The 16,161-nt window shown below is 51.7% G+C and carries 12 protein-coding genes; 1 reads left to right on the top strand and 11 read right to left on the bottom strand.

The window, feature by feature from the left end:
• Nucleotides 1–116: 116 nt before the first annotated feature.
• From FPL14_RS20280 to FPL14_RS20240, 9 genes are all read right to left on the bottom strand, one after another.
• Complete coding sequence (locus FPL14_RS20280) at nt 117–4,010, bottom strand: fibronectin type III domain-containing protein (RefSeq protein WP_182299470.1); 3,894 nt, start codon at nt 4,008–4,010, stop codon at nt 117–119.
• A 189-nt stretch (nt 4,011–4,199) separates the two neighbouring features.
• On the bottom strand, nt 4,200–5,135 hold the full coding sequence (locus FPL14_RS20275; protein ID WP_182299469.1) for an acyltransferase family protein: 936 nt from the start codon (nt 5,133–5,135) through the stop codon (nt 4,200–4,202).
• A gap of 32 nt (nt 5,136–5,167) precedes the next feature.
• A complete protein-coding gene (locus FPL14_RS30370; protein WP_182299468.1) occupies nt 5,168–5,389 on the bottom strand; it encodes an acyltransferase family protein in 222 nt (73 codons plus the stop codon).
• A gap of 135 nt (nt 5,390–5,524) precedes the next feature.
• Entirely contained in the window at nt 5,525–6,154 is a 630-nt protein-coding gene (locus FPL14_RS20265) for an acyltransferase (RefSeq protein ID WP_182299467.1), read from the bottom strand.
• The gene (locus FPL14_RS20260) at nt 6,155–7,036 is read right to left on the bottom strand and encodes a glycosyltransferase family 2 protein (protein ID WP_182299466.1); all 882 of its coding nucleotides are present in this window, start codon (nt 7,034–7,036) and stop codon (nt 6,155–6,157) included.
• Nucleotides 7,036–8,079, bottom strand: coding sequence for an NAD-dependent epimerase/dehydratase family protein (locus tag FPL14_RS20255; protein WP_229263597.1), 1,044 nt, complete (start codon nt 8,077–8,079; stop codon nt 7,036–7,038). Before FPL14_RS20255 ends, FPL14_RS20260 begins: the two co-directional genes overlap by 1 nt.
• 1 nt (nt 8,080) lies before the next feature.
• Nucleotides 8,081–8,650, bottom strand: a complete 570-nt coding sequence (rfbC, locus tag FPL14_RS20250; protein ID WP_182299465.1) for a dTDP-4-dehydrorhamnose 3,5-epimerase — start codon at nt 8,648–8,650, stop codon at nt 8,081–8,083.
• Nucleotides 8,637–9,863: an L-2-hydroxyglutarate oxidase gene (gene lhgO / locus FPL14_RS20245; protein WP_182299464.1), complete on the bottom strand. Its 1,227-nt coding sequence runs from the start codon at nt 9,861–9,863 to the stop codon at nt 8,637–8,639. The genes rfbC and lhgO overlap by 14 nt, the downstream gene beginning before the upstream one ends.
• Complete coding sequence (locus tag FPL14_RS20240) at nt 9,860–11,020, bottom strand: SAF domain-containing protein (protein ID WP_182299463.1); 1,161 nt, start codon at nt 11,018–11,020, stop codon at nt 9,860–9,862. Before FPL14_RS20240 ends, lhgO begins: the two co-directional genes overlap by 4 nt.
• Nucleotides 11,021–11,257: 237 nt before the next feature.
• Here FPL14_RS20240 and FPL14_RS20235 point away from each other — a divergent pair, with 237 nt between their 5' ends.
• Nucleotides 11,258–13,081: an apiosidase-like domain-containing protein gene (locus tag FPL14_RS20235; RefSeq protein ID WP_229263596.1), complete on the top strand. Its 1,824-nt coding sequence runs from the start codon at nt 11,258–11,260 to the stop codon at nt 13,079–13,081.
• Nucleotides 13,082–13,484: 403 nt separating this feature from the next.
• Here FPL14_RS20235 and FPL14_RS20230 read toward each other — a convergent pair whose 3' ends face one another.
• Together FPL14_RS20230 and FPL14_RS20225 are read right to left on the bottom strand one after the other, a co-directional pair.
• Nucleotides 13,485–14,000, bottom strand: a complete 516-nt coding sequence (locus FPL14_RS20230) for a fibronectin type III domain-containing protein (RefSeq protein ID WP_229263999.1) — start codon at nt 13,998–14,000, stop codon at nt 13,485–13,487.
• A gap of 90 nt (nt 14,001–14,090) precedes the next feature.
• On the bottom strand, nt 14,091–16,157 hold the full coding sequence (locus FPL14_RS20225; RefSeq protein ID WP_182299461.1) for an apiosidase-like domain-containing protein: 2,067 nt from the start codon (nt 16,155–16,157) through the stop codon (nt 14,091–14,093).
• Between the last annotated feature and the right edge of the window lie 4 nt (nt 16,158–16,161).

Raw genomic sequence — 16,161 nt, 5'->3', positions numbered from 1 at the left:
TGCAGGTTTCCGCCTTTGCGCAAGAGGCAAGACTCCCGAAACGACCAAGTTCAGCGTCGCGCAAAAGAGGCTGGGCGGAATATAAATTCCGTCCAGCCTCACCTTTGTTCGATTAGTTACTGCTTATCCAAAAGCTTAAGAAGCCGGCTAATCATGGCCGCCGCTTGCGCGCGATCGGCGTACAAGCTAGGCTTGAAGCTTGCGTCTATGCCCTGGATGAGTTTCTGTTCCGATGCCAAGCGGACATACTCTTTAGCCCAGCTGCTAATATCAGGTGCATCCTTGAATGGCAGATCGTCTTCGGCATCCTCCGGTTTCAGAGCGCCCTTCGTCTCATGCAAATAAGCTTTCATGATCATGACCGCCATCTGTTCGCGTGAAATGCGATCATTCGGGGCGAAGCGGGTTCCGCTGATTCCTTGGATCCATTCGGCTTGGTAGGCCGCTTTCACTTCCGCTTGATACCAGGCTTTGTCGGCGACATCCTCGAACGGCAAGCTTCCATTCCCCGCGTTCAGCTTGAAAGCTCGGGCCAGCATGGCTGCAAACTCCGCTCGGGACACTTCTCCGGACGGATTAAAGCGTCCGTCGGACAACCCTTTGACGATGTTACGGGAAGCAAGGAACTCGATATCTTCCTTGGCCCAATGGGAGACAATGTCCGAGAAAGTCTTAAGTGTCTGGCTTCCTTCCGCAAGAACCGCATATTCGGAGAAATGAGACACTTCCAAAGTCATTTGATTGCCAACCGCGCTCGCTTTGTCGTGCGCAATCCATTTGCCTTGGGACTCATCAAGCGAGAAGAAGCCCGGGCTTTCCAAGCCTTGCGCGTTATTGGACTTAATCTTAAGCTTAACGGGTTTATCGAAAGATGCTACAGCCTTCCCGTTCACCTTGACCTCGAAATCATAGCCCGACGATAACGGCTTAAGCGACTGCTTCTTTGCCGCGGCATCTTGCTCGAGACCCCGAATGAAGACATTAATCGCGACTTTATCCTGGTTCTCGGTTTTCAACCAGCCCGGGGCAATTTCAAGGGTAAGAGCTCCGATTTGGATGGCGATCGGCTTCTGCTTGCTCGCCGCAAGCTTCAGCACTTCTCCGCTCAATTCCAACTCCAATCGATCGAACGGCTTATCGGACGGAACCTCTAGCAACCATTGATCGCCAGATCCGTTTAACGAAATTTTGGCCGACAGGACGTCCGGTACGAACCGCAGTTTTATGCCTTTGTCTATTTTGCTGTACTCCACGATTCCTTTGCTGTCCGAACCCCCGCCGCCTCCGCCGCCTCCCCCGTATCCTCTAGGAACTTCTGGGACGGGATCGGTCATGAACTCGATCGGATCGCCTATCGCGGACTCCAGATTGGCACCGAATACGGTCTGCACGGCAAACGAATATTTCGTATTATGAATCAAATTTTGCGCCAAATACTCGGTTCCGGTTACCGTAGCTTTCTTTACGCCATCGATATATACGTTATATCCCGTAGCTCCCTCGACCGGCGACCAGAGAACTTTGATCGAGTTGTAGGATTTGCTCGACATCGCAAGTCCCGTCGGCGGCTGCAGAACGTTCGCGAGCGACAACACGTTGGATGGCAACGTTTCGTTATCCAATTGATCGACGGCAGTCACTTTGAACGTATATGTCTTGCCTGGAACCAGGTCATTAAGCGTAATGGAAGCCGCTGAAGTCGTCGTCAGCAACGAATCGTCCTTATAGACCCGGTATCCTTTAATCCCATCCTTATCTGTCGTAGGCGTCCATGCCAGCTTTACGCTCGTCACGGACTTCTCGGCCACGTGCAGATTTGCCGGCGGCGCCGCCAGCGTTTCGACAGTGATCGGCGTGCCGCTCGGAGACGGATTCCCGGCATGATCAATCGCTTTAACGGAGAACGTGTATGAAGTTTCCGGCGTTAAGCCCTTAATCACATGGCTGAGCTTTTGGTCATTGCCATAGACGGCGCTAGCAACGCTAACGGTTTTGCTACCGTACATGATTTCATATTCGCGAATGCCAACGTCATCGGCGCTCGGCAACCAAGATAACGTAACGCTATCGTGCGCGAGATGGGCCGTTGACAGTTCCGTCGGCGCCGTTGGCGGACTTACGTCGGGAAGCGCCGTAGTCTTTACCGTAAGCGGATTGCTGCGGGTTCTATTGCCGGCCTTGTCAATCGCTTCTACCGAGAAATCATAGGAGGTATCCGGCGCTAGTCCCGCAATGGCCCCGTAAGTCACGGTTGTCACGCTAATCGGAGTTTCCTCGCTATTCCGGAAGATTTCGTAGCGGTCAACGCCGATGTTGTCGGCGACCGCATCCCAGGACAAGGAGACCGAGGTATCCTGCGAATTCAGCACAGGAGGCTTCAGCAGGGGCTTCCCGGGGTACATTCCCGAGACGTCCCCGGTCGTAATGACCGCATCCAAAGCGTCGTACCATATATCCGCCATGACCTTATACCCGGCGGCATTCGGATGAATATGATCGTTGTCCGGATCTGCGAAATACTGTGCCGATACCCTCGTTCCCATATCCACGAATCCGACTTTATGGCCTTGGCTGTTTAACGAATCGACCAACTCTTTCAAATTACGGTTATAAGCCGCAATAACAGGCAGCAGCTCATAGGCGCCGTTGTTGTCCCGATCTTCATAGATGCCCGGGATGGAAACGACGATCACGTAAGTATTCGGAAGAGCTCTCCGTATATTGGCCAATAATTCGTTCATATGCATGAGCAGCTCTTCTTTCATATGCTCCTCGTCGGTGTTTCTAATGTCCCACATATTATTCGTTCCTGCATGAACGATGACGTAGTCGGGAGCATATACGGCGATCTGATCGTCTACCAGCTCATCGTTCATCCTGGATACCTGATAGCCTGAGTGACCTTCATGGTCCGGGTTGAAACGGGCGTCGGAAATCGGATTATAATTCTCGGAGCCCACGTAGAACATATTGGAGTATTTGTCCTGCATTAATTCCCATAGATAACCCCGGTAACCTCCCGGTACGACTCCGCCGTTGTATATGCCGACGGTCATGGAATCGCCCAGCGGCAAAATCGTGATCGCACCGTCGGGTTTAGTTCTCGCAAGGCGGAGAATATTGCTTGGCTCCGACTTCAAAGTCGAGTCCGATACAGGCTTGGCCACGACATAGAGCGAATGCGCGGCAATCGTAGAAGCGGCGCTCGCGGAAGGCAATCCCGACCATGTGAAGGTCGTGCCCTCCACCGAATCGATCAACGCGTCCGGCTTCTTTGCTTCTCCAACCCTTTCTCCGAAGGTTTCATAGACCTCATAACGATAAGGGCCGCCGAAGGCGGGCTTGTCCCATTCTAGCGAAATAGAAGTATCGGTCTGATTCGTTGCCCTTAACTTCGTTGGAGCCCACAGATGACGCAACTGAACGTTATCGACGTAAGTCGTTCCTTTCGCACCTGCTTCGAAAGCTTTAATGTCGAACTCGACTTTGGCTTCATACACCCCTTCCGGAGCGATACCGGAAATCGTGATAGTCTCAAAGCCGCCGTTCGGATGATAAATATCCTTGTACTTATGGGAAATAAATGCGCTGGAAGGGGCATTGCGGTCCAGAGTCGAATCGTAAAAATCGATTCGCATCGTCACCATGGCATCCACGGTCGATTCGAAGAAAACGTCCGCCGAGAGCGTGTATGGCTGATTAGGCTGCACTTTTACCCACTGATGGGCTTCCGATACTCCCCACTTCACGGGTATGCCATCCGTGTGAATTTTGAGCACGGGATTAGCGGGTTGGCCGATTACGGGCTTCGGCGACGGTACGACTCCGATCTCGTCGGCAGCCGGATAGGTTCCCCAGCTTTCAATTCCCCCATCGAACTTACCATTGCTTATGAGTTCTTCGCCATACTCGCTTGGAGCCCCTTCCTCCGGCGCTGCATTCGAGACATAAACCGTAACGTGCGCAAACAATAATACGATAATAAGTCCAATCCTGCTGACAAGTTTCATTGTGTTCTCCTCTCTCGTCTAAATTCTACCTGCCGTTTCCCCCATCCATAGATTGGCGGCAGGAGCAACCTTTCTTGCGACTTATTGTATCAAAACCGCTCTTTAATGGTAAATAGTGGTATTTTGTAAGCTATTGTATCAACATGTCGAATTCACTAGGTATTCCGATGCGTTCCTTCGGCATATTTTTTACCCGTTCAAATTGGTTCGTTGAATCGGTATGGACGTACGCTTCTGAATACGATCGGCGATTCTCTTGCCTATCGCCATCGTAGGCTTCTCGATCACCAGCCAACCGACATAGGCGACGGCCATCGAGACGACGAAGGCTAAGATCAGCAAGTAAGGAAGCGGGATAACGCCTAGAAATGCGTGCATAAGCGCCAGATAGATGACCATGTGATACAAGTACAGACTGTAAGAGATATTCCCTAAGAATATAGGGATCGGCGACCGTAGGGCGCTCCCGATTTTCTTGGAGGACAAGGCGATGATGACGAAGCCGATAACGCCGATCGCGATGATTTGTTCTCTGAAAATTCTTTCGAACGTGACGTCGATGCCTAACTTGGCAAGCAGCTTGACTACCGCATATGAGCTGTTATAGCAAATGAGGGAGAAGACTAGAATGCCGTATTTGTACCGACGCTTCAAAGCCTGGAATCCTTTCACGATTTCGGATCGATGTTTGGCGAGGAACATCCCGTAAATGAAGAAGGACAAATAGTGCATGCTGTGCAAATAAGTAGTATTTAAACCATTGGACTTTTGAAATCCGAAAACCTCGTTAAGAACGGCCAGCGTAAATAAGGCGATACCGATCAACCCGGTGTACTGCCAGCGGACTTTGCGAAGCAGAAGCACGACAAACGGGAAAAAGATGGAAATCCTCATTTCATGAACTAATGACCAATAAGCATCATTCAATTCCATCGTATGAACGTTCACGATCCCCAGTACATGTTCCACAATGATGTCCATGCTGATGCCATGAGTCCACCTTTGGTTATAAAAATCCGATAGGTAAGGGAGAGGGCCGCCTAATTTCGGAGAAAGGGACAGCAGCATCAACGCAACGAAAAAGCTCAGGATGTACGGCACGTAGATTCGAAAAAAGCGTTTCACCAAATACCCGGAGTAAGACTGGCGCGAATCGTTCAGAAGGGCAGCGAAAGGACAAAACCGCTCAACACGAAAAATAACACGACGGCCCCGTTGCCGTTGACGAAAATTTGAAACGGAGAGTACGTTCTCGTCAACAAAGCATAGACAACGTACCCCATGCTCGATGGGCCCGTTATGAGAAGAATATGACTGAACAATACGGCTAAAGAAGCCAGCCCCCTAAGCGCATCCAACTGAACGAAACGTTCCTTCATCTTCTTGTCCGCCTTCCCGCGTAATGAGGGGTTTTCCCCTCGGAACCTCATAAGTTAAAAAAATCCCTTATAGCAAAGGGATTCAATTACATGCTCGCGGCGTCAATTGCTAATACGCCTAACGGAAACATTCCTTCAGACGACTACGGACTCTCTTAGCTCGGCTTTCACCCACGTTTTCGTGTCGAAGCAATATCTTTTGACAACGCGAGCCGGCGAGCCTACGGCAATCGAATAAGGAGGAATGACCCCTTTCACGACGCTGCCCGCGCCGATTACCGACTTCTCTCCGATCTCGGAGCCGGCCAGAACGCAAACGTTCTGCCCAAGCCATACCCCTTTTCCGATCCTCGTCGGGGCGTAAGTAGACGGTTGCTGGGAATAACTCGGCCCTTCCGGATCTATAGAATGATTATTGTCGCTAATGTAGCAGCCGCTGGCGATTAACGCATCATCCTCGATAACGACGGAATATAGACAGGTGATCATCACCCTATGTTCGAGTCTGACCCTATTTCCGATCTTGAGCATCGGCATTTGGGGAGGAGCCAGGGGATCTTCCGGATAAGCTTCAAGCCTGCACGCAGGCCCCATGGAAACTTGGTCGCCGATCCCGATGGCATCAGGCCGATAAGTGTAGAAGGGGGTACTAATCGAGCTTTTTTCGCCGATTCGGTGGAATAGGAATCGATACCAGAGCAAAGTAAACGCCTTATTCATAAGGCTTCGAAGCTTCCCGTGCAACGTCCCGATCCATTTGGCCACTTATCCCCCCTCCTTTCTTATCTTCCTGCGTCTTAAAGCTACTTGGCATAGCGTGACATAAAACCGGGGTTTCAGCACGAGCATGCCGTTCAACTGCACGGCTTTCGCCAAAGCGTTCCAGTCCCCGGCTCCTTTGGAGTAACGCATGTACGAATAACTCTTGATAAATTCCGCTTTGCCGATGTCCGCCAGTTTTCGTTCTACAATGTGCAGCTCGCTGCGCAGCATCTTGTCTCGGTTCAGCGACTGGTTAGCATCGTGCATCCTGTACCCCATTAAGTAGCGGTCCAAGAACACGAGTTTGCCGCTGCGGGCGTGACGAATCCACATATCCCAATCGTCCGCTTGATCCGCCTTCACGTCGAATGCGCCGATCTCGGCAAGCTTCTCTCGCCTTAACAGTACTTGGGAAGGAGTATACATCTGGTTCCCTTTCAAGAGCGATTTAAGCGTCAGCTTCGGTTTGTTGACCCGATACATCCGGCGAATGATCTTGCCATCCGAGTCGATAAGGTGTCCGTTTACCGCCACCCCCGAACTGTTCGTACGAATGATCTCCCGTACGGTCAGCTCGATAAATTCAGGTTTGATCACGTCGTCTTGATCGAGAAACAGGATGAACTCTCCGGTCGCCATGGACAAGCCTCGATTGCGGGTGCGAGTCGCTCCGCTATTTTCCTGCATGACGATTTTGACCCGATCATCACCGAGACGTCGAATGATGTTGGCGGACTCATCCGTCGTCCCGTCGATGATGCAAAGCACTTCCAACTCGGTATACGTCTGGTTCAGCACGTTACGAATCGTCTCTTCAATATAGCGCTCTCCGTTATAGATCGGAATAATGATGCTTACTAGCTTTTTCTTCTCCGGGCCTGTCATTAATTTCTTGCCCCGATACCCGCGATCATTCCGCCGTACATCTCGCATTCTTTAATGATTTTGTGCCACTTGGCGAGCTCCTGGTACCATCTCAACGTGATCGTCTGGTCATCCTTGACCAACTTGCCCGTCACTAACGCATCATAGATCTCGAGCGCGCCATCCGCCGCCGTCCATTTCGCTTGCCACTTCAACGTTTGTTCGATCTTGTCGAAGGAGACCCGATAAGAACGGTGATCCGGATCGCCATACCAGGAAATGCTTACGTCGATCGGCAACGCTTCGGAAACTTCTTCCGCCAGTTGACCTAATTGATAGTTGTTCCGGTCGGAGCCGACGTTAAAGATTTGGCCGTTAATCGCCGATTCATCCGCTTCAAGCAACAACAGCATGACATCCGTCGTGTCCTGCACGTGAACCATCGGTCTCCATTGCGATCCGTCGCGCATTAAAGGGATTACGCCTTTCTCCCAAGCGCCGTGCGTCATGCCGTTAATCGCCAGATCGAATCTCATTCTGGGAGAATAACCGTACACCGTCGCTTGCCGGATCACGACAGCCGTAAACGTGGCATCCGCAAGCGGAAGAATATCCCTTTCGGCCTGTTCCGTTGCTTTGGCATAGGTCGTTAACGGATTCGTCGGCGATTGCTCGTTGACGATCACGCCGTCATCTTGAAATCCATATAAGCTGCAGGAGGAAGGAAGAATATAACGCCTTACTCCGCTTTGCTTGGCAAGTTTGGCCGTATTCGCCCGGGCCAGGTGATTGATCTGGTAAGTCGCGTCCTGAAACAATTCCCCGCTTGGATCGTTCGAAATCGCCACTAGGTCGATCACGGCGTCGACATCCTCGAAATACCGTTCGGTCAATCTTCTGCAATCTTCTTTGACGATCGTTAAGTTAGGATGCTCAGGCAATTTATCCGTGCCGAAGAAGTATCTATCGATTGCTTTCACTTGATAACCTTTGTTCAACAGCTTAGGAACTAACACGCTGCCGATATAGCCGCCCGCTCCGGTAACTAATACGTTTTTCACCATTTCATCCTGCCTCCGTATATTGGGTTTCGAGTTGTTTCACGTAATCCCGGAATGACGGTTGATTCCGGTCTTTATCCGACAGAATAGGTTCCGCGGTCGGCCAATCGATGCCGAGATCCGAATCGTTCCATATTATTCCGCTGTCATGCTCGGGCGAATAATACTCATCTACCTTATAGAGCACCTGGGTATTCGGCGCTATCGTGCAGAATCCATGCCCGAATCCCTTTGGAACGACTAATTGGCGTTTGTTCTCCTCGGAAAGCTCGACCCCGATCCATTGACCGAAAGTTTCCGATTCGTGCCGCAGATCCACTACGACGTCGTAGATGGCTCCCGTCAGCACTCTGACGATTTTCGTCTGCGCCTTCGGACTCTTCTGGAAATGAATCCCTCGAAGGATTCCGACCTCCGTCGATAACGAGTGATTATCCTGGATCAGGTCGAATTGCAGCCCCAGAGCCTCGAACTTGGTTTTGTTGTAGCTTTCCATGAAATATCCGCGATGGTCGCCGTGTACGGCAGGCTCGATAATAAATACGTCTTTGAGTTTCGTCTCAACCAGCTTCAACGCTCTGGCCTCCTTGTTTTTCGCAAATCGAATTTACAACGTATTGCGCGAAGGGAAAGGAACAGGTGAACGCGGGGGAAACCGCGTTTAACACGTGCATCGACCGATGATCCCCTTCGATAACGAAATCTTGAACCAGTTCCAACGTTTCTTTATTCAGCAACTGAGCGCGTATGCCGGGCTTAAGGAAATCCCCGAATCCGTCGCTGTCGATTTGTTTGACCATCTTGAGCGACAATCCGATGAAATGCCGCTTGGCGTATTTCTTCATCTCTTCGAACGCAAGCGTTCTGAAGTTAAATGCATTCGTTAGGAATAATTTGATCTCAAAGCCGAGTATCGTAAAAAATTCGCCAAGCTTGAAGTTGCTTAAGCCTTTGTAATTTTCCCGCCAGAAAGCCGGAATCGCGGTGGGACCGATCTTGATGCTGCCATCGACCGTCTTCGTGAAATGAACGCCAAGAAACGGATTTTTCAAATTCGGGACAGGGTAGACGTTCGTTCCGACATCCGATTTGTTCTTGGCGTATTTCAAATAGATGCCCTTGAACGGAATTATCGTGTATTTCGATCCGAAGCCCCCTTCGTGGGCGATCTTATCCGCGTATAAGCCGGCCGCGTTAATGAAATATCCGCATTCGAACGTTTCATTCCCGGCCTTTACGAAATTGTCCTTGCGACTCTTGTACGGACAATTGAAATAGAGATCGACTCCGTTAGCCGCAATGTCTTCCTTCAGCTTGTTGCATACTTCGACGGGATCGACCGTCGACGTCGACGGGGAGTGCAGAGCTCGCTTAAATGTTTTCACGTTCGGATCGATCAACTGAAGTTCCTTCTCCGAAAGCCAGTTAAGCTCTACGCCGTTACGGTCCGCGCGTCTTTTCAATTCGTATAAGCCCGTCAGTTCCTCTTCGTCGCTGGCTACGACGACTTTGCCGCATTTATTGATTTTCAACCCGTTCTCTTCGCAATAGCGGGTCATCGCCTGATTGCCCTCACGGGTAAATTTGGCCTTGAGGCTGTCCGCCGTATAATAGAAGCCGGCATGCAGAACCCCGCTGTTCCTGCCGCTGGAATGCTTCGCTACGTCCGCTTCCTTGTCCAAGATCGCGATTTTGCGGTCGGGAAACCTTTGCTTGAGCTCCCGGGCAATCGTAAGTCCGATGATGCCGCCTCCGACAATGAGATAATCGTAATAGCGGATACTCATCTGGCAGCAACGTAAAGCGCGTTCTCTCTTACCTCGAGCCATGCGCGAAGAGCTAAGCTCGGAGGAAGCTTCACGTCGTCGAAGGTGAGGATTTGGCCTTCTTTGACGGGACGCGTAATCACCGCGTCCGATAGCAGCCCGATCGGTACGTGCTCGCTATGGCGGCTTATCTCTACCGCGATTCCTCTCACGTCGAAGCTGCCGATTCCCCGTTTAATCTCTTGTCCGGGTTGCAGATCGTGCTTCGCGACCGCGGCCGCGCTGATTCTCGGATTTACGCCGTTGTTCAATAGAACCCCGCCGCCGCTTAATACTCTGCGGATCGTCTTCAGAATCTCTAAGTGGCAGAGATGGTAGTTAACAAGCATCGTATAATACGGGCCCTCGCCCATTTTGTAATAACGCAGCGCGTCCTTGTGGCGAGGATCGATCTCGGCCGTTATAAATACGCCGGGAGGCGTCTTGGGAGATAAAATATAATCTGCCACCGCATGGCCGATCTCTTTCGCTTTGTCGGCCAGCTGCACGCCGCCTGAATGAGCGTCATCGGATAACACGCCGAGCAAGCCGTCTTCCGCGATCGTCGCCCCTAATCCGTTCGCCACGAAAACCTGCTCGATCTGGACTTTGGTACCGTCCGTGAACGACGTCGTCATTTCCAGACTTGTACCGTTGCGGCCCGACCAATATTCCATTTCTTCTTGAGACGGGTCGAGCTTCAGGAAACCCTTCACGTTGCCGTATACGAGCGGCCGAAAACCCATTTGCACGACATTCTCGTGCAGCGCCGCCAAGCAGCCCGGTTGATCGCCTTCCGCCTCGGTTATAAGCCCGCGACGGGCAAAATAAGAACCCGTTGTGACCTGGAGCTCGGAATTCATCGTTACGACGGGAAGAGAGGCTTGTATCGCTTGATCGATGACATCCGTCCCATAGATGACGTCCCCGCTGCATTCCACGATGAGGTCGGAATGAATGACCAGCTCATCCACGCTGTTCGTTAATTTCTCGTAACTAGGGAATCCTTCCATCGACTCGATGTCTCTGCGGGTCAATATGCGGGAAATGACGAACGAAGGGTCATTTTCCAGCGCCATAATCAATCCCTTTCCGATCAATCCCGTGCCGACTACGCCAATTCTCTTCGCATGTTCCATATGGCTATCTCCTCGATTTACAGTTTGTATGATACTATATGTATCAATTTCTTTCTTTACATTATGATACAATTAGTATCATGTCAATAGCTTTTTTAGAGAAGATAACGCCAAAATCGCTAAACCCTTAGTGGTAACGCTGTCATCAAAGATACTATATGTATTGTTGTTTTTCGCATACGCTTGGCTTTTATGATACAATTTGTCTCATGTATAAAAGATAAAGGAGTGTGTTCATTGAGAAGAAATCGAATCGTCGTTTGTTTGATGATTGTATCGTTGGCCTTGCTTCCGCTATACGGACAATTACAGTCTCTTCACGCGAACGATAGCGCCGCCAATCGGCTTGTCCTTACGAAGAACAAGAAGGAAATGCTGCATAATAATAAACAAATCATTGCCTCGCAACCGCATGTCTTCCTGAACGGAGTGGCCTATGTCGCCCTTAACGGCATTGCCCAACCATTCGGATTCAAGCTTTCTTACAATGCGGCCGCGAGAGAAGCGATCGCAAGATCGGGATCTCTGGAATTCCGATTCAAGGCGGGCAGCAATCTCGTTAACGTGAACGGGACTCAGCAAGCGGGTCCGGCAGCTGCCTTAATCAAGAACGGGGCATTAATGATTCCGCTAAAGACGTGGGCCGGCTTGACGAATAGCACGGTCGCAACGAAAGGCAACGAAACAACACTGAGCTGGCGTTCTTCGCTCCACCCTGATCTGAATCCTGCTGCTCTAAAGGTTAGCGAAAACGGAAGGTTTTTGGTTACTTCTGACGGCGCCCCCTTCTTCTGGTTGGCGGATACGGCTTGGGAGCTAGCGCAGAGATTGAATCGCGCCGAAGCGGAAACCTATTTGAACAATGCGGCCGCGCAAGGGTTCAATGTGATTCAAGTAACGGCATTAACCCATTTCTGGGACCGCGGAGTGCCGAATGCGCAAGGGGATTTGCCTCTTGCGGGGGCGGATCCGAACGCTCCCTTGACGACGCCGGGAAACGACCCTTCGATCGGTTCGCAATACGACTACTGGGATCACCTCGATTACGTAATCGACACTGCCGCATCGCTCGGGATCTACGTCGCCTTGCTGCCTACATGGGGCCAGTACATCATTGACAACAGCGGTTCGCCATTTAACCAGCCTTATCAAGGGATCTTCGACCAATCGAATGCTTATGGCTTCGGCAAATGGATAGGAAACCGTTATGGGAACAGAAGCAATATCGTATGGGTTCTTGGCGGAGACCGAGCTCCGGATACCGAACCGAAAAAAGAGCTCATTAGGCAGATGGCCAGAGGAATTCATGACGGAGGAGGTAATCAATTAACGACTTTTCATCCTATAGGAACGAAGTCCTCTTCGGAGTGGTTCCAACAAGAAGCATGGTTGGACTTCAATATGTACCAATCCGGTCATCTATCGGTGGATTACCCTAATTACAAGGTCATCTCTTCCGATTATTCTAAAGCGCCTACGAAACCTGTGTTGGACGCGGAACCGAGATACGAGAACAGCGCGATCAACTTCAGCTCCGCGAACGGTCGCTTTTCGGCTTACGACGTCCGTCAAGCGGCGTATTGGTCGGTGTTCGCCGGCGCCTTCGGACACGCGTACGGCAACGGGGCAATCTGGCAAATGCACGCGCCGGGCCGCAAAGCGGACGAAAAGTTTTACTGGTACGATGCACTGGGCGCCGAAGGACGAACGCAGATGAAACATTTACGGAAATTAATAGAATCAAGGCCTTATCTTGAACGCGTGCCGGATCAGTCGCTCGTGGCGGATGCCTTGACCGGCGGAGAACATATCCGGGCAACGAGGGGAACGAATTACGCCATGATTTATACCCCGAGGGGCGCTTCGTTCTCCGTCAATTTCGGCGCAATAACGGGCGATGCGGTGACGGCCAGCTGGTATTCCCCGAGAACGGGAGAGAGTACGTTCATCGGGGAATACGCGAATACCGGCGTACAACGATTCCAGCCTCCGTCCGGCGGCGCCGGAAACGATTGGGTCCTGATCATCGATGACAAAGCCGCCGGTTTCCCCGCGCCTTGACGCTCGAAGGCCAAAAAAGTATCTTCAAACCGAAAAAGCGTTGGTCCAGGGGGTTATTCCTGTATCAACGCTTTCTCATTTTAGGTTAGCCGCTGCTTGAGCTCGCGAGCGTAATCTTATTCGGAATAGTACCGTGCGGCGGTACTATTGAGCTCGCGAGCGTATTCATGCGCGGAATAGTACCGTACGGCGGTACTATTGAGCTCGCGAGCGTATTCATGCGCGGAATAGTACCGTACGGCGGTACTATTGAGCTCGCGAGCGTAATCTTATGCGGAAAAGTACCGCCACACGGTACTATTGTTTCCTCACACTTCGTCATACTTGGAAATCATGTAATGCCATAAGAGATAAAAAAAGAGCTGCTCAAGAGTTTAACCCTTGAGGCAGCCCCCAACTATGTTCACCTAGGATTGGTTCTCACCACTAACGCATTGCTGAAAGGTCCCCAGTTCTGCGCTTTGTCTTTAGCCTTGACCGTGAAAGTATACGAAGTATTAGCCGTGAGCCCCGTCGCGGTAAACTGCAAGTTGGAGAAATTTTGCGTGTACCCGAAGTAAACGCCGTTGCGGTAAATATCGTACACCTCGATTCCGCTCGCATCCGTTGCCGCCGTCCACTTCATCGTCACCGAAGTAGCCGTCTTCGACACCAACGTCAGATTGCCCGGCGCGGTCGGAGGCGTCGTATCGACTCCCGGCGCCGCATCAGTCGTCACCGTTAGCGGATTGCTGAACGGCCCCCAGTTCTGCGCTTTGTCCTTAGCCTTGACCTTAAACGTATAGGTCGTGCTCGAAGCTAGACCCGTAGCCGTGAACCGCAAATTGGCGAAGTCTTGCGTATACCCGAAATAGACGTCGTCTTTATAGATGTCGTACACGTCGATTCCGCTCGCATCCGTTGCCGCGGTCCAGCCCATCGTCACCGACAGTCTTCGACACCAACGTCAGATTGCCCGGCGCGGTCGGAGGCGTCGTATCGACTCCCGGCGCCGCATCCGTCGTCACCGTTAGCGGATTGCTGAACGGTCCCCAGTTCTGCGCTTTGTCCTTAGCCTTGACCTTAAACGTATAGGTCGTGTCGGAGCTAGACCCGTAGCCGTGAACCGCAAATTGGCGAAGTCTTGCGTATATCCGAAATAGACATCGTCCTTATAGATGTCGTACACGTCGATTCCGCTCGCATCCGTCGCCGCGGTCCAGCTCATCGTGACCGAATCGGACGTCTTCGACACCAACGCCAGATTACCCGGCGCTGTTGGAGGCGTCGTATCGACTCCTTGTGCCGCATCCGTCGTCACCGTTAACGGATTGCTGAACGGCCCCCAGTTCTGCGCTTTGTCTTTGGCCTTGACCTTAAACGTGTAGGTCGTGCTAGGGGTTAAGCCCGTTGCCGTGAACCGCAAATTGGCGAAGTCTTGCGTATATCCGAAATAGACGTCGTCCTTATAGATGTCATACACTTCGATTCCGCTCGCATCCGTTGCGGCGGTCCAACTCATCGTCACCGAATCGGGTGTCTTCGACACCAACGCCAGATTGCCCGGCGCGGTCGGAGGCGTCGTATCCACCGGAGGCGGGTCGGTATCCCCCTGACCCGGAGGCGGATAGGCTTTGGATTTATCGTCCAGTACCAACACCCAATCATTGTTGACTCCGGTTGACGGAGGGGTAAACGCTCTCGTCCCCGTATTCGCGTATTCTCCGATCAAGGTGTTGGCGCCCGTACGCGGGTTATACCAATAAGCGGTCACCGTGCCGCCCGATATTTTGCCCATATTAACCGTAACCGCCTGCCGGGTGTAGATCATCGCGTAACCCGAGCCTCGCGTCGCCTGAATACGGTCGCCGCCCGATAGAGCATTCGTAACCAACGTTTGGTCCGGAATCCGCTCGAGGAACGGTCTGGACTCGATTAGCCTCCGCACGTATTTCATATCCGTCCTGCCTTCGGCATTCAGAGCGTCGTACCAATAGACGTTCTCGTCCGAAGTGCGTCCGGGCGCGTACATTTGCCAGATCGAGCCATGGCCGTAAGTGTGCCCGAACGAACCCGCGAACACCGACCAGTAAGCCGCTTGCCTAACATCGTAAGGAGTGAATCGGCCATTGGCGGAATCGAAGTTGATTCCGGCGTTCTCATACCGAGGTTCGGCATCCAATACCGGTTTAACCGGCGATTTGGCATAGTCGGAAGCAATGATGTTATAGTTCGGCAAGTTCTGGGAGACGTGCCCCGACTGATACATGTTGAAGTCGAGCCATGATTCGTTTTGGAACCACTCCGAGGATGATTTCCCGCCGATCGGATGAAAAGTTTTCAGTTGCGTTCCCCCGCCGTCGGTAAGTCCTCTGGCCATCTGCCTGATGAGCTCCCGTTTCGGTTCGGTATCCGGAGCCCGGTCGCCGCCCAGCACCCAGATGATGTTGTTTCTTTTCGCGTACCGGCTTCCGATCCACTTGCCGAAGTTATACGCTTTCGAATTATCGAATATGCCCATATACGGCTGGTTGAAAGGAGGGCCGCTATTGTCGATGATATATTTGCCCCAAGTAGGCAGCAGCGCGACATATAAGCCTAGCGACGCGGCAGTATCGATAACGTAATCGGCATGATCCCAATAATCGTATTGAGCCGCGTCCGAAGGATCGTTGCCCGGCGTCGTCAGCGGTTGGTTGGGATCCGCATTCGCTAAAGGCAAGTCGCCTTGCATGTTAGGCACGGTTTTATTCCACGTTTCCGCCAATGCGACGACTTGAACGACGTTGAATTCTTGCTCCGCGCAGCTATTCAAGTATTTGGTCACGTCGGATCTTACCAAACGCTGCATCGTTTCCCATCCCGTGTCGGCCAACCAGAAGAACGGGGCTCCATCGGAAGTGACAAGAAACCTTCTATTACCGCTAAGTTGAAGCCGTTTATCCGCAGCCGGAATATCGATCTCCTCCCTCGTAATCGCGTATGCGTGGGAATAATACTGCCTTTTATTCGCATCCGTATTTTCGTTGGACCAGTAATCTTCTCCCCAAGCGATCGAGAAGCCGTAACGGTACTGGCTCGTTTGCATCGTCTGCATATTC

It is taken from the genome of Cohnella cholangitidis (assembly GCF_014107495.1).
GTDB lineage: Bacteria > Bacillota > Bacilli > Paenibacillales > Paenibacillaceae > Cohnella > Cohnella cholangitidis.
The sequence above is the reverse complement of the archived record's forward strand: the minus strand, read 5'-3'. Positions and strand labels throughout refer to the sequence as shown.

Bases quoted from the DNA above. Each gene is read 5' to 3' on its own strand.
- FPL14_RS20280 (WP_182299470.1), bottom strand. From the start codon at position 4,010: ATGAAACTTGTCAGCAGGATTGGACTTATTATCGTATTATTGTTTGCG.
- FPL14_RS30370 (WP_182299468.1), bottom strand. From the start codon at position 5,389: ATGAAGGAACGTTTCGTTCAGTTGGATGCGCTTAGGGGGCTGGCTTCT.
- FPL14_RS20260 (WP_182299466.1), bottom strand. From the start codon at position 7,036: ATGACAGGCCCGGAGAAGAAAAAGCTAGTAAGCATCATTATTCCGATC.
- FPL14_RS20255 (WP_229263597.1), bottom strand. From the start codon at position 8,079: ATGGTGAAAAACGTATTAGTTACCGGAGCGGGCGGCTATATCGGCAGC.
- lhgO (WP_182299464.1), bottom strand. From the start codon at position 9,863: ATGAGTATCCGCTATTACGATTATCTCATTGTCGGAGGCGGCATCATC.
- FPL14_RS20240 (WP_182299463.1), bottom strand. From the start codon at position 11,020: ATGGAACATGCGAAGAGAATTGGCGTAGTCGGCACGGGATTGATCGGA.
- FPL14_RS20230 (WP_229263999.1), bottom strand. From the start codon at position 14,000: ATGGGCTGGACCGCGGCAACGGATGCGAGCGGAATCGACGTGTACGAC.
- FPL14_RS20225 (WP_182299461.1), bottom strand. From the start codon at position 16,157: ATGCAGACGATGCAAACGAGCCAGTACCGTTACGGCTTCTCGATCGCT.